This window comes from Ruegeria sp. AL1 (genome assembly GCF_056540905.1).
Map to the genome: position 1 here is coordinate 13747 of NZ_JBQFXP010000011.1, position 21016 is coordinate 34762.

Consider the following 21016-nt stretch of genomic DNA (forward strand, 5'->3'; position numbering starts at 1 on the left):
CTGTCCGTCTTCAAAATCCCGAGAGGCGGCAAAGATCTGCCGCCTCGCACAATTGGACTCACTGGAAAACCGCGTCCGGGTTATCCAGACTGTCTGACCCTTCAAAGTCGAGCTGGCCCAGGTTCAGCGTTGTGACGACACGTTCGATGGTCTTTGTCTGGTCGATCAGGCCATTCACGCCGCCCATGATCAACGCCTCTCCGCCTGCGTTGCCTTGTTCCAGCATCTGATCATAGGCAAACCCGGCCTCAGCCGTCGATTTGATCCGGCCCAAGGCCAGCATGGTGGTGGCGAGCTTGGCCTTCATCTCGGCGTCCAGCGCCGGGTCCGTTGCGGCAACCAGATCGGACAGCGAGGCTCCGCCGACTGGCGTCCCATCGATTCGGGTGTAGCTTCCAAGATAGACATTCTGAATGCCCAGACCGTCGTAATAGTGGCTGTTATGGGTATTGTCCGAGAAGCAATCATGCTCTTCCTCGGGGTCGTTCAGCATTAGACCCAATCGCATCCGCTCACCAGCCTGTTCGCCATATGACAGCGAACCCATGCCGGTCAGAATGGCGCTGACGCCCGCGTCTTCGTTTTTCAGCAATTCCAAACGGGCCGCACCGCCGTCCTGCCATTGGGCCGTCATCCAGTCCAGATCGCTGATCAGCAGGTCAGTGACCGCGCTCAGATATTGTGCGCGACGGTCGCAATTGCCGCCGGTACAAGCCGAGCCTTGTGCGTAGTCTGTCCACGGGCGATTGCCAGCGCCCGGGCCATGACCGTTCAGGTCCTGACCCCAAAGCAGAAATTCAATCGCATGGTACCCGGTGGCAACGTTGGCTTCGATGCCGTCGGCTTCGTGCAGCGTATTGGCCAGCAGGTCGGGTGTGATGTCACGAGCTTCGATTGTCTGGCCTGACAACTGGAAGCTGGGGTTTGCAATGACGTTCAGGGCGGCGAATTCGTTTTCGTCCGTCGGACCGCCATAGGAGGCGTCGACATAGTCAATCAACCCTTCGTCCAGAGGCCAGGCGTTTACCTTCCCTTCCCAATCATCGACGATGGCATTGCCAAAGCGATACACCTCGGTCTGCTGATACGGAACCCGCGCCGCAACCCATGCGGAACGCGCGGCATTTAATGTCGCGTCAGACGGGTCCGCTATCAGGGCGTCGACCGCCGCACCAAGGGTTTTTGCGGCAATCAAGCTGTCTTCAAACTTGGCTTCGGCGATATTTGCGTAAGTGTTCAGGACTTCGCCTTTTGTGTCCGTTTCGGCAAGGGCCGCAGGTGCGATGCACAATCCAAACAAGCTGGTTGCGGCAAGGAATCTGGTCATAGGTTTGATCTCACAGGTAAAATCAGGATTCGTCTCCGACATGTGTCGGGATGTGGATGCGCGAATAACTGATAGAAATAGTCAGCAATGTCAACCTGACTTTTATAGTCGGGAATTTTACTCCCTGTTACCCCGCTATAATTGGGGGGTTCGGGACCACGCCTTGTTTATTGCGAAAAGTCACAGTTTTATTAAAATGCCCAACCAGATTTGTGTGATTTTTGGTGAGTATTATGAAACGCGTGGCGATTGCCATTTTGCTCTTGCCTGCTGCGCTATTGGTTCAAGCGGCTCAGGCCGACAGTGCCCAAGCGGCAGGTGCGGCGCGTCTGACCATATCCGTGTCGGGGTCAGAATTCCTTTTGGTTCTCGAGGTTCCCAGCGCTGACATCATGGGCGCGGCCGGTGAGTCGGAAAGCGGGGAACAACGTGATCAGGTCGCCACAGCCATGTCGCGCTTGTCAGATCCGTTGACTTTATTCGTGCCGCCGTCCGAAGCCGGGTGTATGACCGCGTCAGCCAATGTCGCGCTGACCGGGGACACCTTTGGGCAATCCACCGGTGTCTTCAAGGCGACGAACGGATCGGGCACCCGTTTTCAGGCGGAATATATGATCCAATGTCAGAGTATCGAGGCGCTGGATCGCCTGAGTTTCCGCTATTTTGAGCACTTTCAGAATACGCAGGCTTTGACCGTGCACTATTCTTCAGGCGGGGAAAGCGACATGTTCGAGGTTCTGCGCGCCTCGCCGGTGCTGACCCTGTCACAAACACCTTAAATTCCTTATCAGGTCAGTAAGACCCTCGTATTTGGTCGTTCTTCATTTATCTGCAGTGGGCCAACAAAGGAGGCCGGGGCAGATCAAATGAATCCTGTGCACAATCGCTCACGAATCCGGGAAATCGGGCGATGCGTGTTGCTAAGACGTGTTCAGGGGGGCAGGATTTCAGCGATCCCATTCCGAAGGGCCGTTTTCGGGACATCTCACCAGCCACGGCCTACGAGTTAAGTTAAACAGATGAATTTACGTGATCTTCAATATGTTTTGGCCGTTGCCGAACATCAAAATTTTACCCGCGCCTCTCAGGCCGCTGCCGTCAGTCAGCCTGCCCTGTCCAACCAGATCAAAAAGCTGGAGGCCGAACTGGGTGTGCCGATCTTTGATCGTAGCCGGGATGGTGTGACGCTCACGCCCTTCGGACAAGAAATGGTGGCTCGTGCAGGGCAGATCGTCGAGCTTGTGGACAACATCAGCGATCTGGCCCGGCGACATCAAACGACTGAACTGCCGCCCATTCGCCTGGGGATGACACCGACTCTGGCGGCCTATCTGTCGCTGTATTTCCGGGACCTTTTTTCAATGGCCGTGCCGGACCGCAAGATCATCATCGTCGAGGAGTATCCCGTGGCCCTGGCCAAGATGGTCGAAGACCGGTCGGTTGATATTGCCTTTATCGCTCGCAAAAGCTTCAATCAGATTTATCGCGGTTCAAAACGGCCGATGGATTTCACGTCGCTGTGGCTCGAGCCTTTGTATCTTGGGGTACGCACAGGTCATCCGCTTAGCAAAAAATCCAGTATCTGGGCCCATGAAGTGCCGGCCGACCAATTGATCCGGTTTCCCATCTCGTTTGGGTACGACCTGGAACGCGACCTGCCAGAGCCGTCCGACATGGTGGCCGAGGAAACCGGCATCGATGTTTCGACGGCGCGGTTTGAAACTGTCTGCAGATATGTTGCGCAAAGCGACGCCTGCACCATGGTCAACGCGATTGCTGCTGAACAATTCAAGCGCGATGGCTTTGGCCTGAGCTTTTTGCCCTTTGATGACAAGGGCAACATGCGGGAACTGGGTGCGCTGACGCGACCACAATACCCTAACCCTGAAGTCATCGAAGCCATGGGCAAACAAATCTGTTTGGACCCGCCCCGGGGCACCATGGCGTCGCGCAATGCGAATCTGGGCAAGAAGACCGTCTCCACTGACAACTGAAACACAGATCGCTGGCTGGGCACGGTGTTCTGCTTCGGCATTTTTGCGCGCAATACGGTCACGTTCACCCACTTTTACGTGAATCCGCGTCAGAGAATAGAACGCGGCTTTCGAAGTTTTCACGTAAGCTTTTGTAAATTATTCATAAATTTTTTCCAAACCTCGCGATCCACGTGATTATTCGCTTTGGTTATATGCCCCATTCAAAGGAAGAATTTCAAAAAGATGGGCTGGTCCGCACTTGTTGAGACAGCGGACAGCCGGTTCTCCGGTTGGACCTCCGCCTGACAAAACGCAACCTAGGAGATCCCAATGCTTTCCGACTTCCTCGCATCCTTGCGCGCCAGATTGCTGACGACCTCGTCACTGGCCCAAGAGACTGTCCGTGACGGACAGACACTCAACAACGGTTTTTTTCAGAACACTGTTGTCGACAACACACCGGCTTTCGTGCTGGACAATGATTTTGCGCGTCTTCTGAACTTTGGTCAGATCACCACCAACAACGCTGTGGCGGCTGTTTCGGTTGAAGGTGAAAACGCACAGGTCTTTAACTTCCGCACGGGCAGCATCGAGGCGAACTCGGGCCCGGACGCACTGGCAACCGGGATTCAGGTGACCGGCAGCGCGGATATCCGCAACTTTGGTGAGATTGCAGGCGAGTTCAACGGCGTCCAGTTTGCGGGCGCGGGCAGTTCAGGCACCCTCGACAACTTCCGCGGTGGCGTGATCTCTTCCGACAGCCGTGCGGTTGACATTCAGGGCGAAGGTGTAAGCGTTCGCAACTTTGGCGACATCATCGGCACCGGCGACCAGCGCAACGGAACGATCTACACCAACTCGACTGCTGAAGATGTCAGCATCTCGAACTTTTCGGGCGGCACCATCGACGCGGGCGAAGGCAATTCGGGCGCGGGCGTCTCGTTCCAGGTTGGTGATGAACTCAACGATCGCGTATCGAACACATTGTTCAATGGCTTTGGCGCGACCATTCAGGGTCGTGGTCAGGAAGCATCGAACACCCCCGGCGCAGGTGATGGGGTTCGCTTTGATGATGGTGCCGAAGGCGTCGTCAACGAGGTTGATCTGACCAACAGCGGCTTGATCTCGTCCGAAAGCGATCAAGGTACTGCAGGCGGTATCCGCATCGCGGACGGCGCAAACTCCGAAGGTCGTATCCTGAACACCTCGACCGGTGTGATCGAAGGCGTTCGCAACGGTCTGTATATCGGTGAGGGCGAACACGATCTGGACGTTTTCAACTTTGGAACCATCCAGTCGGGCAGCCGCGCTGTGAACATCGACGGAACCGGGGTTGATCTGGTCAATGGCGGCACCATTCTGGGCACCGATGATCAGCGCAACGGTACAGTCTATGCCGATGGCACCGCCGACGACTTCTCGGTGCGCAACCTGGCCAACGGTCTGATCGATGCAGGCGAAGGCAATCAGGGCTCGGGCTTTGGTGCCGAGATCGGCAGTGCCGAGGACGGCGCGAACACCTTCTCGCTGGAAAATGACGGCATCATCCTGGGCCGCGGCAACGCAGGCGCTGCGGACAACCTCGCTGGCGACGGCGTGCGGATTGGCAATGTCGGCAACGAAGGCACAACCGATGCCACCATCACCAACACGGGCACAATTCTGTCCGAAGGTGCAAATGGCACCGTCGCTGGTGTGCGTGTCGTCAACGGCGTGAACTTCCAGGGCACGTTGACCAACGCGGGCCTGATTGCAGGTATCCAGAACGGCGTCTACTTCGGCACCGGAGACCATTCGGGTGGCTCGTTTGTAAACACCGGCACCGTGACTTCGGACAGTCGTGCGGTGAACATCGATGGCTTTGGTCTGGATGTACGCAACGAAGGTGACATTCTGGGTACTGGCGATCAGCGCAATGGCACCGTCTACGCGGACGGAACCGCCGACAACTATACCTTCACCAACACTGGTCTGGTCGATGCAGGTTTTGGCAACAACGGCTCTGCCGTATCGCTGCAAACCGGAGACGTGGACGGAGACGTGGTGTCAGCCGCGATCTTCAATGAAGGGACCTTCCAGGGTCGCGGCGACGCGACAGAGGGTAATCAGGTGGGCGATGGCCTGCGTCTGTTCAGCAATGTGGAAGACGCAAGCTTTGCCGGTCTGGTACAGAACAGCGGCGTAATCGCAGGGTCGGAAGACAGCGACGCCGCAGCGGGTATCCGCGTTGATGGTGGCCTGAACATCTTGGGCGCAATCGTCAACGAGGGTGAAATCTCGGGTCAAGTCAATGCCATCGACGCGACCGAGGCAGGCTCAGTGACATTCGTTAACGATGACGAAGGTGTGGTAAATGGTAATGTGTTGCTGGGTGCCGGAGATGACATCGTTGTAGACCTCGGTCAGATCAACGGTGTCATCGACGGCGGTGCCGGGGATGACGTTCTGATCGCCGGAGACGGGGACAACGTGATCGTTGGTGGCCTTGGAAACGACTTCATCGAAGGTGGTGAAGGTTTTGACACTGCAGATTTCTCGGATCTGGATGTTGCCGTAACTGTCAATCTGGATGCCAATGGCAACGGTACTGCAGTGCGTGACACCGGGTTCAACGTCAGCGTTGTCAACGCGTCTGTCTCGAACCCCGGTCAGTTCGGTTCTGCCATCGCAGACGGTGCCGCGTTCGTCGAACAGGCTGCTGCCGAGAACCTGTACTTCAACATCCATACTGCTGACTTCCCGGCTGGTGAGATCCGTGGGCAGTTGCTGGTTCAGAGCGACGTGACCGAGGATGGTATCCGCACGATCACTCTGGCGGGTCCGCTGGATGCGGCGCAGGAACCCGGACCGCTGTCCGACAGTGAAGCCACCGGTTTCGCGACGGCAACAGTTGTTCAGAACCTGGAGACCGGTGAAGTCACCTATTCCAGCGAACTGAGCGTCACCGGCCTGAACGAAGCTGATCTGCTGACGCCGATCCCGGGTGTTGTCTCGGCCATCCACCTGCACAATGCACCTGCTGGCCAGAACGGTCCGGTGGTTCAGGACACGCTGGTCGATGCCGGTGCGACGCTGGACACCAGTGCCACAGGCGGAACCGGTGTGATCGGTGAAGATGTGATCGACAACCAGATCGAGACCGACATCCTCAGCTCGATCGAGCGTGTTGTGGGTTCCGATGACAGCGACACGGTTGACCTGTCCGCTTTCAACGGTGTCACCATTGATCTGGACCTCAGCACCCCGTCTCCGAACCCGGCTGGCACCGGCGATGAGGGTCCGCAGGACGGAGCCATCATCCAGAACGGTGTGATCGTTGCCGAAGTCGATGACTTTGAAAACGTGATCGGCTCCAGCGGCGATGACCTTATCCTGGGCAACAACGAGTTCAACATCCTCGACGGCGGTGCCGGGAACGATGCGATCCACTCGTTCGGTGGTGCGGATGTCATCATCGGTGGTGAAGGCACGGACACCGCGCTGTTCACCGCAGGGCCGGGCGTTGTTCTGGACCTGGATGAAGAGGGCAACGGTGTTGCTTCGGTCAACGCACCGGAAGGCGCGACCCTGGATCAGGTGTTCGGTTTCGAGAATATCAACGGCTCGAACAACCTGAACAGCCCGAACGGCGGTAACGACGTTCTGTCTGGCAACTCGGGTGTCAACGTTCTGAACGGTCAGAATGGCGACGATGTGCTGCGCGGTGAGGGTGGTGCTGACGTCCTGATCGGTGGTGCGGGCAACGACACGCTGATCTCGGATGGTCTGGATACGATCGATGGCGGCGAAGGGATCGACACAGTCGACTTCTCGGATGTCGAAGCCAGCGATCCGAACATCTTCGGTCCGTTAAACGGCGTCATTGTTGATCTCGATGTGAACTCTGCCGGTGCCGTGGGTACCCCCAGCCAGAGCGGTGGCGTGCTGACAGCACCTCCGGGCGTTCTCGGAACTCCGGTTCCCGAAGACGCGATCCTGGCCGAGATCGATGATGTCGAGAACATCGTCGGGTCGGACTTCAACGACGGGCTCTTCGGCAACAACGAAGTCAACGTCATCGAAGGTGGCACGGGCAACGATGTCATCCACGGCTTTGCAGGGAACGACTTCCTGGCCGGTGGTGAAGGGATCGATACCGCTCTGTTCTCGGCAGCCCCGAACGGTGTTGTGGTCGATCTGAACAATCAGGTCTCGGCCGAGCAGTTCGAAGCCTTCGCATCCGGCGAGCAGATCGCCAGCGGCGATGACTTCGCGGCAACGGGCGGCGCTGGCAACAACGTCCTGTCCGGGTTCGAGAACGTGTCGGGCAGTGCCACTGCCGGCGACATCCTGATCGGCGACGACAACGCCAACACGCTGAACGGTCAGGGTGGCGATGACGTCCTGAACGGTGGCGGCGGCGACGACATCCTGATCGGTGGCGCAGGCAACGACACCTTCGTCTTTGAAGGTCGGTTCGGCAACGACGTCATTCAGGACTTCGAAGTAGGTGCTGACCGCATCGAACTGGGTGACTTTGGCCCCGACTTCGATGGTGTCGTCAATGTCGCACAGGACGGCGCAGACGCAGTCGTGAGCTTCGCCAGCATCGGGTCCTCGGTCCGTCTGGAAGGCGTGAACGCAAGCGACCTGAGCCAGGACGACGACTTCATCGCCTGATCAAAGACCAACGGGGTGGCGGCGCAGGTCGCCACCCTTTCACCCTGAAAAGAGATCACCGTCATGTTTCAGAAAAAATCATCCGTCAAAACAGCCTGGGCCTCGCTACGAGGCGGCTTTTTCGCAATCGGCTTTTTCAGCCTTGTTCTCAACCTTCTCATGCTCGCCGGTCCACTTTATATGTTGCAGGTCTATGACCGCGTGCTGACCAGCCAGAACATGGACACCCTGATCGCCCTGACGCTGTTGCTGGGTGGCGTGTTCATCGTCTCGGGTCTGCTGGACCTGATGCGGGTCCGTATCCTGAACCGTCTTGGTGCCCGGTTTGAGCTTAAGATCGGCGCTCCGTTGCTGAAGGCCTCGATCCAGAGCCGCCTGCACGGCAAATCCGCCGCGGGCGACAATCCCGCCGCAGACATCACCGGGTTGCGCGACTTTATCTCGGGTCCCACGCTGATTGCGTTTTTCGACGCGCCGTGGATTCCGATTTATCTGGCGGTGCTCTACATGCTGCACCCCTTTCTTGGCGCCCTTGGCCTTGCCGGTGCGCTGATTCTTACAATTCTGGCCCTGATCAACAATTCGCGCGCCGCTGGCGTCATGCAGGATGCATCCCGCGCGCGCAGCAGGTCCGACGCTTTGTTCACCGCGAGTGAGCAGAATGCAGAGCTTGTCCAGGCAATGGGGATGAATGGTGATCTCGCCCGGCGCTGGACAGCTCTGCAACAAGATGCCCATCACCTGAAAACCCGCGTGTCCGATCGCATCGCGAGCTTTTCGGTGATGTCCAAGACGATCCGTATGGCGCTGCAATCGGGAATGCTGGGTCTGGGGGCGGCGCTGGCCATCACCGGACAGGCCACCGCCGGGGTGATGATCGCCGCGACGATCGTGCTGGCCCGTGCTCTGGCCCCGATTGACCAGCTGATCGGTCAATGGCGCGGTTTTCTGGCGGCGCGCGGGTCTTACAAGAACCTGCGGGCGCTGGACGAGGCCTTCCCTACGCAACCCAAGCGTCTGGCGCTGCCGCATCCGCAGTTTTCGATGAATACGGTGATCACGCAGGCCGGGCCGCCGCTGGCGCGCAACGCGACCATCGGCGGGATCGAGTTTGCCCTGACGGCAGGGGATGTGGTTGCCGTGATCGGTCACAGCGGATCAGGCAAGACCACGCTGGCCAAGATGCTGGCCGGTATCTGGACACCGCAACGCGGCGCGATCCGGTTGGATGGCACACCGATGGCCAAGTGGGACCCTCAGGATCTGGGCCAGATGGTTGGATACCTGCCACAGGACGTTCAGCTGTTCGATGGCACCATTCGCGAGAATATCGCACGTTTTGCCACTTCGATCGACGATGCCAAGGTTTTTGAGGCCGCCGTCACCGCCGATGTTCATGGCCTGATCAGCGACTTGCCGGACGGGTATGACACACAGCTTGGCAACGGCTTTCACCTGTCGGGCGGTCAACGCCAGCGCATTGCGCTTGCCCGCGCGTTGTATCGCGACCCGTTCATTCTGGTTCTGGACGAGCCGAATTCGGATCTGGATTCTCAAGGTGAACTGGCGTTGCGGAATGCCATCCGGGCGGCCAGTGCGCGCGGGGCCATTACCTTTGTGATGACCCATCGCCCCAGCACGCTGGAGGCCGTGAACAAGGTTCTCACTCTCAACAAGGGCACGCAGACCGGGTTCGGAAACAAAGAGGACATTCTGCGCCCTCGTCAAACCGGCCTGCCTGCACAGAACAAGCCCCAGATCGCCACACATGATGCGCAGCCCCAAGCACAGAAAGGAGCAGCCCAATGACACCGGCCGTTTACAACAAACCCGATCAAAGCGTTCTGCGTCTGGAAGATTTCAACCGGGTCGAACCAACGGTTTCGGGATCAGGCATCAAGGGCTTTGTCTTCCTGGGCCTGATGATCGTCACCAGTTTCGTGGGCGGTACCGTCTACTGGGCGGCGTCCTCCAAACTGGACGGTGCGGTGGTTGCGCCAGCCTCGTTTGTGGTGGAAGGCAACCGCAAGACGGTTGAACATCTGGACGGCGGGATCGTCAGCACAATTCTGGTCGCGGATGGCGATCTGGTCGAAGCAGGGCAGACGCTGGTCGAACTCGACAGCACCGATCTGGACGTCAATCTGGACGTGATTAAAAGCCAACTGGGTGAACTAACCGTGCGCCGGGCTCGGCTGGTGTCGCAAATCCGGGGCGAAGACCGCTTTGAGCGCGCGGATGTGGCCGACATGTTGCGGGTTCAGATGGACAGCCGCGACTGGGATGACGCTTTCCGAACCCAGAAGCTGTTGTTTGACGCCGAAATCCGCACGCGCGCGGCCGAGCGCAACCTGCTGGACCAGCAAATTGCCAATCTGGAAGAGCAGATTCAGGGTCTGACGTCTCAGCGGCAGGCCAATGCGCGCCAGATGGACATTACGCGCGAAGAGCTTGGCAACCTGGAGACCCTGCAAGCCAAGGGATTGGTTGCGGCGAACCGTGTGAACAGTCGCCGCGTCGAGATCGAGCGTTTGATCGGTGTGGATGCTTCGCTGACCACGCAGGCAGCGCAGGCCCGTAACCAGATCAGCGAGCTGAAGCTGGCCAGCATCGGGCAGGAGACGCAGCGCGCCGAGGCCGTTTCCAGCGAGCTGGCGCAGGTCGAGGCGCTGCTGGCCACGCTCGAGCCGCAATATGTCGGAGCCTCCGAGCGTCGCAAGCGCGTGGCAGTGACGGCCCCGGTCAGCGGGCGCGTGGTTGGCATGACCGTCTTTACCGCAGGCGGAGTGGTGCGCCCGGGCGAGGCCATTCTGGATATCGTCCCGGCCGATCAGCCGCTGGTGGTCGAAGCACGGGTCAACACTGCCGATATCGAAAAACTCTATGTCGGTCAGTCGACCCGCGTGCGCCTGTCCGCCTTCGATCAGGGCGAAGTGCCCGAGGCCACAGGCAAGATCACCGATATCTCGGCCGACAGTCTTGAGGATGACCGCACCGGTGAGCCTTACTATCTGGCGCAGGTCAAGCTGGATCAGGCGCAGCCCGAGCAGGTCGCCGCGCTGGAACTGGTGCCCGGGATGCCCGCCGATCTGTTCGTCAACACCGGCGAACGCACCGCGTTGAGCTATCTGGCGCAGCCGTTGCGGGACCGTTTGGCGCGCACGTTCATCGAATGAACGCAGCGGTCGAGCAGGAAGGGCCGTCGGTACTGCGAACCGGCGGCCCTTTCGCGTTACACCGTGACGCCTTGCAGCACCTGATCGCGTGACAGGTCAGCCTTGCGCCCCTGCATCAGGATTTCGCCGCGCCGTAACACCACGAATTGGTCGGCCAGATCGTAAGCAAAATCGAAATACTGTTCGACCAGCACAATGGCCATTTCGCCTTTGGTTCTGAGATGGCGGATGACCTCTCCAATCTGTTGGATGATATTGGGTTGGATACCTTCGGTTGGTTCGTCCAGCAGAAGCAAACTGGGCTTGGTGATCAAGGCCCGCGCGATGGCCAGTTGCTGTTGCTGACCGCCCGACAGGTCTCCGCCCCGTCGGTTCTGCATCTGTTTGAGAACCGGGAACAGCTCGAAAATCTCGTCTGGTATGAAGTGTTCGTCAGTGGGCAGGCAAGCAAACCCGGTCTCAAGGTTTTCGCGTACGGTCAGCAGAGGGAAAATCTCACGTCCTTGGGGGACATAAGCGACACCTTTCCAAGCCATCTTGTGCGCGGGTAGCGGGGGAAGGTCTTCATCGTTCAACTGCACCTCGCCGCCCGAGCGGGGATGTGTGCCCGAGATCGCCTTGATCAGGCTGGTTTTTCCCACGCCATTGGTGCCCATAACACAGGTCACCTCGCCCTGCGCAGCCTCCATCGAGATGCCATAGAGGATTTGCGAATGCCCGTAATGCAGGGTCAGATCGGTCAGTTTCAGCATTGCCTAACGCCCCAGATAGACGTCGATGACGTCCTGATTTGATGTGACATGATCCAGCGAGCCCTCAGCCAGAACCGAGCCTTCATGCAGGACTGTGACCTTGCAGTTCAGGCGCCGGACGAACTCCATATCATGCTCGACCACAACGACGGCGCGGGTCTTGGCCGCCTGTACCAGCAGATCGGTCGTGTGTTCCCGTTCCTGCGGGGTCATTCCGGCGGCGGGTTCATCAACCAGCAACAAACGCGGCTCCTGCGCCAGCAACATACCGATCTCCAGCCATTGCTTTTGCCCGTGGCTGAGTTCGCCGGATTTGCGGGTCAGTTCATCCTTCAAGCCGATTTCGACCGCCAGTTGTTCGACCATTTCAAGGTCGCCAGCCGAAGGCCGATAAAACAGCACGCCCAGCCAGCCACGCTTGTTCTTCAGTGCCATCAGCAGGTTTTCCTGCACGCTCTGGTCCTCGAACACCGTGGGTTTCTGAAACTTACGCCCAATCCCGGCCTGCGCGATCTTGGCCTCGCTCATACGCAGCAGCGATACAGATTTATCACCCCAGATCACACGGCCTTCGTCGGGGCGTGTCTTGCCGGTGACGATGTCCATGAAGGTGGTCTTGCCCGCCCCGTTCGGCCCGATCACGGCGCGCAGTTCCGCGCTGCCGATCTGGAAAGACAGGTTGTTGATGGCGCGGAACCCGTCGAAGGTGACCGACACGCCGCTGACTTCTAGCAGAGTGCTCATTCCGTGGCCTCCTTTTCACGCAACGCGCCGTCATCAGGCCCGAGTGCCGCGCCGTGGCGCTGTGGTGCGCGGCGGTTGGTCCAGAGGTCGAACAGCCCTCCGATCCCCCTGGGGGCGAACAGCGTGACGAGCACAAAGGACACGCCCAGCAGCACTTGCCACCAGTCGACCCACTTGATCGTGTAGAAGCCCAGCGGGATGTCCGGGGCCTGCCCGCCGGTGAACCATGTGCTGAGCAGGCTGACAAAGGCTGCGCCAATGACCGCGCCATATAGACGCCCGCGCCCGCCGATGGCGACCCAGACGGCGAGGTAGATCGAGGCGATGGGGGCCATTTCCTCGGGGTTGATAATGCCCGCCTGCGGGTAATAAAGCGCCCCCGCGATGGCCGCGATGCAGGCGGTTAGTGTGAAGACGGCGAGCTTATAGACCTCGACCGAGTAGCCAAGGAATCGCACCCGCGCCTCGTTGTCGCGAATGCCACGGATGACCGAGCCGAATTTGCCCGATACGATCCACGCGGACAGCACATAGCCTAGCCCCAGGGCCAGCGCCGAGGCCCAGAGGAACCAGATCGACACCACGTCCTGCGAGGCGGTGACACCCGGTAGGTTCTGCAAGCCCGACAAGCCATTGTTGCCACGCAAGCCGCTGTCGTTCTGAAACAGGTACAAAGCCAGTGCCAATGTCATGGCTTGGGTCAGGATCGACAGGTACACGCCCGTGACCCGGCTGCGGAAGGCCAGCCACCCGAAGATCAGCGCCAGCAGGCCCGGTACAAGCACGACCAGCATAAGTTGCAGGAACAGGCTGTCCGAAAAGGCCCAGATCAGTGGGAACTCGGACGATCCGACGACGCCGAAGATTTGCGTGCCGATGGCGTCTACCACCTCGGATGGCGTTGGCGGGATATCGGCTTGGGACAATGACTCGACCACGATCAGGCGTGTGCGTTCGTACATCAGCCACATGCCGATCATATAGCCGCCCAGCCCGAAAAAGGCGAAATGGCCCAGCGACAGGATGCCGGTGAAGCCCCAGACCAAATCCATAGCCACAGCGATCAGGCACAGGCACAAGGTCTTTCCCAGCGTCTTGACGAAACTGGTCGAGATCACACCAATCCCGAACCCTTCGGACAGGACGGTGACGCCCAAAGTGAACAGCGACAGGATGGCCAGAAAGACCAGTACCGAGGGGTTCTTGGCGACAAAGCTGCGTTCCATGGCTCAATCCCCCGCTGCGCGGCCTTTGATGGCGATGATGCCCCTTGGCCGGAACTGGATGAAAATGATGATGAAGATGATCATGTAGGTTTGGGCCGCGAGGGTGTTTGACGGGTTCATCCACTCGATCCCTTTTTGCAGGAAGCCAATCATGCCTGCCCCTGCCAACGCGCCCCAGATATTGCCGACCCCGCCGACAACCACGGTCATGAAGCTTTGCACGATGTAGTCGCTGCCCAGATCAGACGTCACTTTGGCAAACAGGCCAATCGCGACGCCTGCAATCCCGGCGATGCCGGAGCCGAGCCCGAAGGTCAGCATATTCACTCGCCCCGGATTGATGCCCATCGACCCGGCCATGCGGGGGTTTTGCGTCACCGCGCGCATCTCAAGCCCCAGCCGGGTGCGCTTCATGATGTAGAGGAACAGCCCCAAAAAGATCATCGCCAGCACGAAGATCGCGATACGGATATAGCTGATCGAAACCACGTCGTTCAGCACCCACGCCCCGTCCAGCCAGCCGGGCGCGGTCAGAGGCCGGGCCTGTGTGCCGAAGATGTTCTTGGCCAGCTGTTGCAGCGCAATCGAAATGCCGAAGGTCGCCAGTAGCGTCTCCAACGGGCGCGAATACAGCCAGCGGATCACCAGCCGCTCCATCGCGACGCCCATAGCGAAGGTGACGGCAAAGGCCATCGGGATGGCGACGATGATCGAGAGCGTATGGTCGGGGATGAACTGCTGCACCACGTAGCCGGTATAGGCGCCCATCATGATGAACTCGCCATGGGCCATGTTGATAACGCCCATCACGCCGAAGGTGATGGCCAGACCGATGGCGGCCAGGAAATAGATCGAGGCCAGAGAAATCGCGTCCAGCGTCAGGTCAAGGGTCTGGTTCAGGCCGACCTTCAGCTCGATCTGTTCGAGCGCTTGCGCGGCGGTCGCGGTCACTTGAGGCGAGGGTTCCGTGTAGGTATCAAAGAACACATGTTCAGCCAGCGCCGCGTCTATGTCGGCCTCGGTCACCAAGGCTGGAACGACCCCGGCCTCAGCCAAAGCTGCATAAGCCCGGGCGCGCGTGGCATCCGTATTCAGTTGGGCAACCGGAATGTCACCAACGCGGCCACCGTCGATATTGGCCGCTAGAGCGGTCCGGATATCATCCGTTGACACACGCGGGGATGCCAGATCACCGGTGACCAGTAAGTCATAGGCCTCATCGCGCGACAAATCACTGGAACCCGGCTCTAAAACGGCGGCGATATTCGCATCGGATGGAAGTTCGGCTGCCGCCTGTCGTGTCGTGACGATCAGAGGGTTCAACGCGCCACGGACGTCGACGCCCAGATCGCCGGACATGTCCTCAATCGCGGCCACGCGCGCCGCGCTATCTTCGTCATATCCAATCGTCAGCAACCGTTCGAGCCGCTGTTTCTGGGCCTTCAGGTCGGCATCGGGTTCATCGTCAATCGACGCGCGCAGCGGCTGTAGCAAAGCGCCTTCGGGATCGCGTTGGATGGATTGCAAAGCGGCCAGCCGCCGCGCGCGGTCTGGGTCAGTCAGTTGGAACTGCACCAGAGCTGTCCCGATCATCGCGCGGATGCCGCTGTTGGGTTTCAGTTGTTTGAGGTCGGATTTCTCAAAGGTGCCAACCACTTCGCCGGTGTCGAAATCGGCCAGCTCATACGACCGCCCTTCACCCTTTTTGCCGGCAAAGAACAGGCCGTCGGACTTGCGCATCCAAACGTTTTTGGCGGCCCACGTCTCAAGCATCACCTGCGCTTGCGGCAAACCACTGCTAGCAATCGCATCGATCGCAGGCCCGATCGTCTTGCGCGAGCTTTTGGCGATGATCTCCCGATGTTCTTGCAGGATCGTTTGCAGACCACCCTCTTGCGCGTTGGCGGTCAGGCAGGCGCACAGGATTGCGAGGCCCGCAAGGAATAGTCGTAACATGTGGTGAAACCCGAGATGTCTTGGGGCAAGGCGGGCGTGATCACCCGCCTTGCGTGTCGTTTAGTAGTTCGACAGCGTCTGAACGCAGGTCTCGGTCTCGGTGTTGTACATACCGCAACCCAGTTCTTTCCAATCCGATACCAGAACCGCCGATTCCGGCAGGAAGTCGGTCCAGGCGTCACCCGGCACAACGTCGGTTTCGCTGATGATATCAAACTGTCCGTCTTCCTGAATCTCACCGATCAGAACCGGCTTGGCCAAGTGGTGGTTCGGCAACATGACGGCGGTGCCGCCGGTCAGGTTCGGGAATTCCTGCCCGTACATGGCGGCGCGCACGGCATCCACTTCGGTCGATCCGGCCTCGGTCGCGGCGTTTACCCACATGTTGAAGCCGATGTAATGCGCCTCCATCGGGTCATTGGTCACGCGGTCTTCGCCCATGGTGGCTTTCCATGTTTCGACGAATTCAGCGTTTGCATCGGTATCCGCCGACTGGAAGTAGTTCCAAGCGGCCAGATGGCCCACGAGGTTGGTGGTATCCAGACCCGACAGTTCTTCCTCGCCGACCGAGAAGGCCACGACCGGGATGTCATCCGCCGAAACGCCCGCGGCGGCCAGTTCCTTGTAGAAGCCGATATTGGCGTCGCCGTTGATGGTCGAGATTACGCCGACCTTCTTGCCATCCGCACCCAGCGCGACAACGTCCGCCACGATCTTGGACCAGTCAGAGTGGCCGAACGGGGTGTAGTTGACGAAGATATCGTCATCCGAGATGCCCTTCTGCTTCAGATAGCTTTCCAGAATATTGTTGGTGGTCCTGGGGTAGACATAGTCTGTGCCGAGCAGAGCGAATTTCTCGACGCCCAGTTCCTCCAGGAAATAGTCGGTCGCAGGGATTGCCTGCTGGTTGGGAGCGGCACCGGTGTAGAAGACGTTCTTGGACGATTCTTCGCCCTCATACTGAACCGGATAGAACAGCAGGCCGTTCAGTTCCTCGATCACGGGCAGAACCGATTTACGGCTGACAGATGTCCAGTTGCCAAAGATCACATCCACCTCATGCACGCTCAGCAACTCACGCGCTTTTTCCGCAAATAGTGGCCAGTCGGATGCGGGATCGACCACGACGGCCTCAAGCTGCTTGCCCAGCAGGCCGCCCTTGGCATTTTGCTGGTCGATTAACATCAGCATGGTGTCTTTCAGCGTGGTTTCCGAGATCGCCATGGTGCCCGACAGCGAGTGCAGCACGCCGACCTTGATCGTGTCTTCTGCCGACAGCGCAGCGGTTGCCATGGCGGCGAAGACGGCCGATCCGGCAAGCGTGGATTTGAGAAATGACATAGAGTCCTCCTGGCGGGGCGGCACAGAAGTCTTGCGTTAAGACGCCGTCTTCTTCTACCTGATCCCCGCAACTGTTGTTGCGTTTCGTGTGGCGGTTGTGATCGAGGTCCAATTCGCGCAGCCGTCACACACCCCCGGTACCCCAGTGCCCGGCAGGCCCCATACGAATTCTGCAATGCAGCGAAATTGGCAAACCCTCGGGCCGGACCGCTTATCGAAATCGCGCCATCTGATTAATTTTTAACCTGCAACTCAGATGTTGGATTAAAAATTAGGCTATTGCCGGGGTGCCCGGCCTGAAAGCGGCACAAGGGAATAGAGTTTCGACATCGAAACGGTGAAAAAAGCGCCAGAAGTTCAAACCCTGAAGGCCGCTGTCATCACTCATCTCTCTCCTATATCGCCTGATACTCAGGACACCCCGCCGCGTGCCGTGGGTGAGGTGACGTTGACCACCAAACCTGTAAACGGGCGCAGTGTGATCGACCATTTGCGGCAGGCCGGGTCATTCAAGTGCTTGTTTCCACGCGCGAATTCCCCGCATCTGGATGCGGTTCTGCTGAACACGGCCGGGGGCGTCACCGGCGGCGACCAGTTTCGGTTTTCGGGTGCTGTGGCCGCCGAGACCACTCTAACTGTGACCACGCAGGCCTGCGAGCGCGCCTATAAGGCGCAGCCCGGGCAGACTGGCCGGATCAGGAATGCGGTGACCGTTGCAGCAGGCGGACGGCTGAACTGGCTGCCACAGGAAACCATCCTGTTCGACGGCAGCGCGCTGGACCGGCGGCTGGTTGTTGATCTGGAACCCGGGGCGTCGGCCCTGCTGGTCGAACCGCTGGTCTTTGGCCGACCCGCAATGGGCGAGACCCTGACCGATGTTCATCTGCGCGACCGGATCGAGATTCGTCGCGACGGCCGGACAATCTTTCTGGATGCGATGGCTTTTGCCGGTGACTTGCAGGCGCATCTCGCCCGCCCCAATATCGCCAACGGGGCAGGGGCGATGGCGCTGATCGTTCTGGCCTGCGACAGGGCCGAGGCGCACCTGACCCCAACCCTTGACCTTCTGCCACAAACCGCTGGCGCCAGCCTGATCGCACCGGATCTGCTGGCCGTGCGGCTGTTGGCCCCGGACAGCCATACGCTGCGCCGCGCGCTGCTGCCGGTGCTACGACGGCTGAACAAAAACACTCTTCCCCGATGCTGGATGCTCTGACATGAACCTGACCCCCCGTGAAAAAGACAAACTGCTGGTCGCCATGGCCGCCGAAGTCGCCCGCAAGCGGCTGGCCCGAGGCGTCAAGCTGAACCACCCCGAAGCCATCGCGCTGATCACAGACGCGGTGGTCGAAGGTGCGCGCGACGGGCGGTCCGTCGCCGACATGATGCAGGCCGGGGCCGAGGTGATCACCCGCGAACACTGCATGGAGGGCGTGCCCGAGATGATCCACGAGGTTCAGGTCGAGGCCACCTTTCCCGACGGCACCAAGCTGGTGACCGTCCACAACCCTATCCGATAACTCAGGAGTATTCCAATGAACCGTATGCTGTTTCCCGCCCTTGTCCTGTCCGGTCCTGCAATGGCGCACACCGACACCCATATCCACGCCCACGGCACGGACTATGCAACCCTTGGTGCGGGGCTGGCTTTGGTCGCTGTGGTTGCAATCACCCTACTGGTGAAGTTGCCGAAATGATCCCCGGCGAGCTTTTCCCGGCTGAGGGTGAAATCACCCTGAACGCAAACGCCGAAGCGATCACGCTGATGGTTGCCAATACAGGCGACCGGCCTGTTCAGGTCGGCTCACACTACCATTTCGCCGAAACCAACCCGGCGTTGGAGTTCGACCGAACTGCTGCGCATGGTTTGCGTCTGGACATCGCTCCGGGTACTGCCGTCCGGTTCGAGCCGGGCCAATCGCGCGAGGTTGCGCTGATCCCGATTGGCGGTGCGCGCAGAGTTTATGGGTTCAATCAAAAGGTGATGGGGGCGCTCTGATGCCAGCAACAATCAAACGCTCTGACTATGCCGCGATGTTCGGCCCCACCACCGGCGACAAGCTGCGGCTGGCCGATACGGATTTGGTGATCGAAGTGGAGCGCGACCTGACCGCAGAACGCGCAGGCGCCGCCGCGACCGGGGGAACCGGCGATAATGCTTTGCTATACGGCGAAGAGGTCAAATTCGGCGGCGGCAAGGTGATCCGCGACGGGATGGGGCAATCGCAGGTCACGCGGGCCGAAGGGGCTGTTGATACGGTCATTACCAATGCGCTAATCGTGGATCACTCGGGGATCTACAAGGCCGATGTGGGTCTGAAAGACGGGCGCATCGCCAAGATCGGCAAGGCTGGCAACCCCGATACGCAGCCCGGCGTCGACATCATCATCGGCCCGGGCACCGAGGCCATCGCGGGCGAGGGGCGTATTCTGACCGCAGGTGGGTTCGACAGCCATATTCACTTCATCTGCCCGCAACAGATCGAGGATGCGTTGCATTCCGGCCTGACCACCATGTTGGGCGGCGGCACTGGACCTGCGCATGGCACTCTGGCCACCACCTGCACCCCCGGCCCCTGGCATATCGGGCGGATGCTGCAGGCCGCCGACGCCTTTCCGATGAACCTGGCCTTTGCAGGCAAAGGCAACGCCTCGCTGCCTGCCGCACTTGAGGAACAGGTCAAGGCCGGGGCCTGTGCGCTGAAACTGCATGAGGATTGGGGCACCACGCCTGCGGCCATCGACTGTTGCCTTTCAGTCGCGGATGCGATGGACGTGCAGGTGATGATCCACACCGATACGCTGAACGAATCCGGGTTCGTGGAAAACACCGTCTCGGCCATGAAAGGCCGGACGATCCACGCCTTCCATACCGAGGGCGCAGGTGGTGGCCATGCCCCAGACATCATCAAGATCTGCGGCGAAAACCACGTACTGCCTTCATCCACTAACCCGACGCGGCCCTTCACCGTGAACACGGTCGAAGAGCATCTGGATATGCTGATGGTGTGCCATCACCTCGACAAATCCATTCCCGAGGATGTGGCCTTTGCCGAAAGCCGCATTCGGCGCGAGACGATCGCAGCCGAGGACATTCTGCACGACATGGGCGCGTTCAGTATCATCGCGTCAGACAGTCAGGCCATGGGCCGTGTCGGAGAGGTTCTGATCCGCACATGGCAAACCGCGGACAAGATGAAAAAGCAGCGCGGTCGCCTACCCGAGGAGATCGGCGAAAACGATAATCTGCGCGTTCGTCGCTATATCGCCAAATACACGATCAACCCGGCGATTGCGCATGGTCTGAGCCATGAAATCGGCAGTATCGAAGAAGGTAAACGTGCCGATCTGGTGCTGTGGAACCCGGCGTTTTTCGGCGTGAAGCCCGAAATGGTCCTGCTGGGCGGCACCATCGCCTGTGCGCAGATGGGCGATCCGAACGCTTCGATCCCGACGCCACAGCCGGTCTATAGCCGCCCGATGTTCGGGGCCTATGGGCGCTCGGTCGAGCATTCGGCGATTACCTTTGTCTCAGCCGCTGCGCAGGCCGAAGGGATTGGCGACGCGCTTGGGCTGGCAAAGCAAACAGTGGCTGTTCAGAACACCCGCAACATCGGCAAACGCGATTTGCTGCTGAACAATGCCACTCCCGAGGTTGAGGTGGACCCGGAAACCTATGAGGTCCGCGCCGACGGCGAATTGCTCACCTGCCAACCGGCTGAGGTTCTGCCGATGGCCCAGCGATATTTTATGTTCTGACCCAAATGGCCGGGTGCATTGCATCGAGCGCAATCCGGCCATGCCCAAACAGCCACTACTCAGCAGGGATGAAATGACAAAGATAAGCACACAAGGGAGG

16 protein-coding genes are annotated in these 21016 nt (G+C 59.5%); 10 read left to right on the forward strand and 6 right to left on the reverse strand.

Going from position 1 to position 21016, the window contains the following annotated elements; translation table 11 throughout:
* Positions 1-58: 58 nt before the first annotated feature.
* Positions 59-1327, reverse strand: a complete 1269-nt coding sequence (locus ACRZ9X_RS17055) for an imelysin family protein (protein WP_480521022.1) — start codon at positions 1325-1327, stop codon at positions 59-61.
* A 233-nt stretch (positions 1328-1560) separates the two neighbouring features.
* On the opposite strand from ACRZ9X_RS17055, the gene ACRZ9X_RS17060 reads away from it, so the two are divergent.
* From ACRZ9X_RS17060 to ACRZ9X_RS17080, 5 genes are all read left to right on the forward strand, one after another.
* Positions 1561-2106 carry a ZrgA family zinc uptake protein gene (locus tag ACRZ9X_RS17060; RefSeq protein WP_480521024.1) on the forward strand — a complete coding sequence of 182 codons (546 nt, stop codon included), beginning with the start codon at positions 1561-1563 and terminating at the stop codon, positions 2104-2106.
* Between the two features lie 240 nt (positions 2107-2346).
* Positions 2347-3321 carry a LysR family transcriptional regulator gene (locus tag ACRZ9X_RS17065; RefSeq protein WP_480521026.1) on the forward strand — a complete coding sequence of 325 codons (975 nt, stop codon included), beginning with the start codon at positions 2347-2349 and terminating at the stop codon, positions 3319-3321.
* A gap of 312 nt (positions 3322-3633) precedes the next feature.
* Positions 3634-7962: a CHRD domain-containing protein gene (locus ACRZ9X_RS17070; RefSeq protein WP_480521028.1), complete on the forward strand. Its 4329-nt coding sequence runs from the start codon at positions 3634-3636 to the stop codon at positions 7960-7962.
* Between the two features lie 63 nt (positions 7963-8025).
* Positions 8026-9771, forward strand: a complete 1746-nt coding sequence (locus ACRZ9X_RS17075) for a type I secretion system permease/ATPase (RefSeq protein ID WP_480521030.1) — start codon at positions 8026-8028, stop codon at positions 9769-9771.
* Positions 9768-11138 carry an HlyD family type I secretion periplasmic adaptor subunit gene (locus tag ACRZ9X_RS17080; protein WP_480521032.1) on the forward strand — a complete coding sequence of 457 codons (1371 nt, stop codon included), beginning with the start codon at positions 9768-9770 and terminating at the stop codon, positions 11136-11138. The genes ACRZ9X_RS17075 and ACRZ9X_RS17080 overlap by 4 nt, the downstream gene beginning before the upstream one ends.
* 56 nt (positions 11139-11194) lie before the next feature.
* Here the strand turns inward: ACRZ9X_RS17080 and urtE are convergent, their stop codons facing one another.
* The 5 genes from urtE to urtA are packed head-to-tail and all read right to left on the reverse strand — an operon-like array spanning position 11195 to position 17157.
* Positions 11195-11890: an urea ABC transporter ATP-binding subunit UrtE gene (urtE, locus tag ACRZ9X_RS17085; RefSeq protein ID WP_480521034.1), complete on the reverse strand. Its 696-nt coding sequence runs from the start codon at positions 11888-11890 to the stop codon at positions 11195-11197.
* A gap of 3 nt (positions 11891-11893) precedes the next feature.
* A complete protein-coding gene (gene urtD, locus ACRZ9X_RS17090; protein ID WP_480521036.1) occupies positions 11894-12634 on the reverse strand; it encodes an urea ABC transporter ATP-binding protein UrtD in 741 nt (246 codons plus the stop codon).
* A complete protein-coding gene (gene urtC / locus ACRZ9X_RS17095) occupies positions 12631-13860 on the reverse strand; it encodes an urea ABC transporter permease subunit UrtC (protein ID WP_480521038.1) in 1230 nt (409 codons plus the stop codon). Before urtC ends, urtD begins: the two co-directional genes overlap by 4 nt.
* A 3-nt stretch (positions 13861-13863) precedes the next feature.
* On the reverse strand, positions 13864-15816 hold the full coding sequence (urtB, locus tag ACRZ9X_RS17100; RefSeq protein WP_480521040.1) for an urea ABC transporter permease subunit UrtB: 1953 nt from the start codon (positions 15814-15816) through the stop codon (positions 13864-13866).
* Between the two features lie 60 nt (positions 15817-15876).
* The gene (urtA, locus tag ACRZ9X_RS17105) at positions 15877-17157 is read right to left on the reverse strand and encodes an urea ABC transporter substrate-binding protein (protein ID WP_480521042.1); all 1281 of its coding nucleotides are present in this window, start codon (positions 17155-17157) and stop codon (positions 15877-15879) included.
* 442 nt (positions 17158-17599) lie between these two features.
* On the opposite strand from urtA, the gene ACRZ9X_RS17110 reads away from it, so the two are divergent.
* Genes ACRZ9X_RS17110 through ureC form a run of 5 tightly spaced genes read left to right on the forward strand, consistent with a single transcriptional unit; the run spans position 17600 to position 20916 of the window.
* Positions 17600-18373 carry an urease accessory protein UreD gene (locus ACRZ9X_RS17110; protein WP_480521379.1) on the forward strand — a complete coding sequence of 258 codons (774 nt, stop codon included), beginning with the start codon at positions 17600-17602 and terminating at the stop codon, positions 18371-18373.
* Position 18374: 1 nt separating this feature from the next.
* Complete coding sequence (locus ACRZ9X_RS17115; protein WP_480521044.1) at positions 18375-18677, forward strand: urease subunit gamma; 303 nt, start codon at positions 18375-18377, stop codon at positions 18675-18677.
* A gap of 15 nt (positions 18678-18692) precedes the next feature.
* The gene (locus ACRZ9X_RS17120) at positions 18693-18854 is read left to right on the forward strand and encodes a hypothetical protein (protein WP_480521046.1); all 162 of its coding nucleotides are present in this window, start codon (positions 18693-18695) and stop codon (positions 18852-18854) included.
* On the forward strand, positions 18851-19156 hold the full coding sequence (locus ACRZ9X_RS17125; protein ID WP_480521048.1) for an urease subunit beta: 306 nt from the start codon (positions 18851-18853) through the stop codon (positions 19154-19156). Before ACRZ9X_RS17120 ends, ACRZ9X_RS17125 begins: the two co-directional genes overlap by 4 nt.
* Positions 19156-20916 (forward strand): urease subunit alpha, encoded by a 1761-nt coding sequence (gene ureC, locus ACRZ9X_RS17130; RefSeq protein ID WP_480521050.1) that lies wholly within the window; start codon positions 19156-19158, stop codon positions 20914-20916. Before ACRZ9X_RS17125 ends, ureC begins: the two co-directional genes overlap by 1 nt.
* Positions 20917-21016 lie beyond the last annotated feature (100 nt).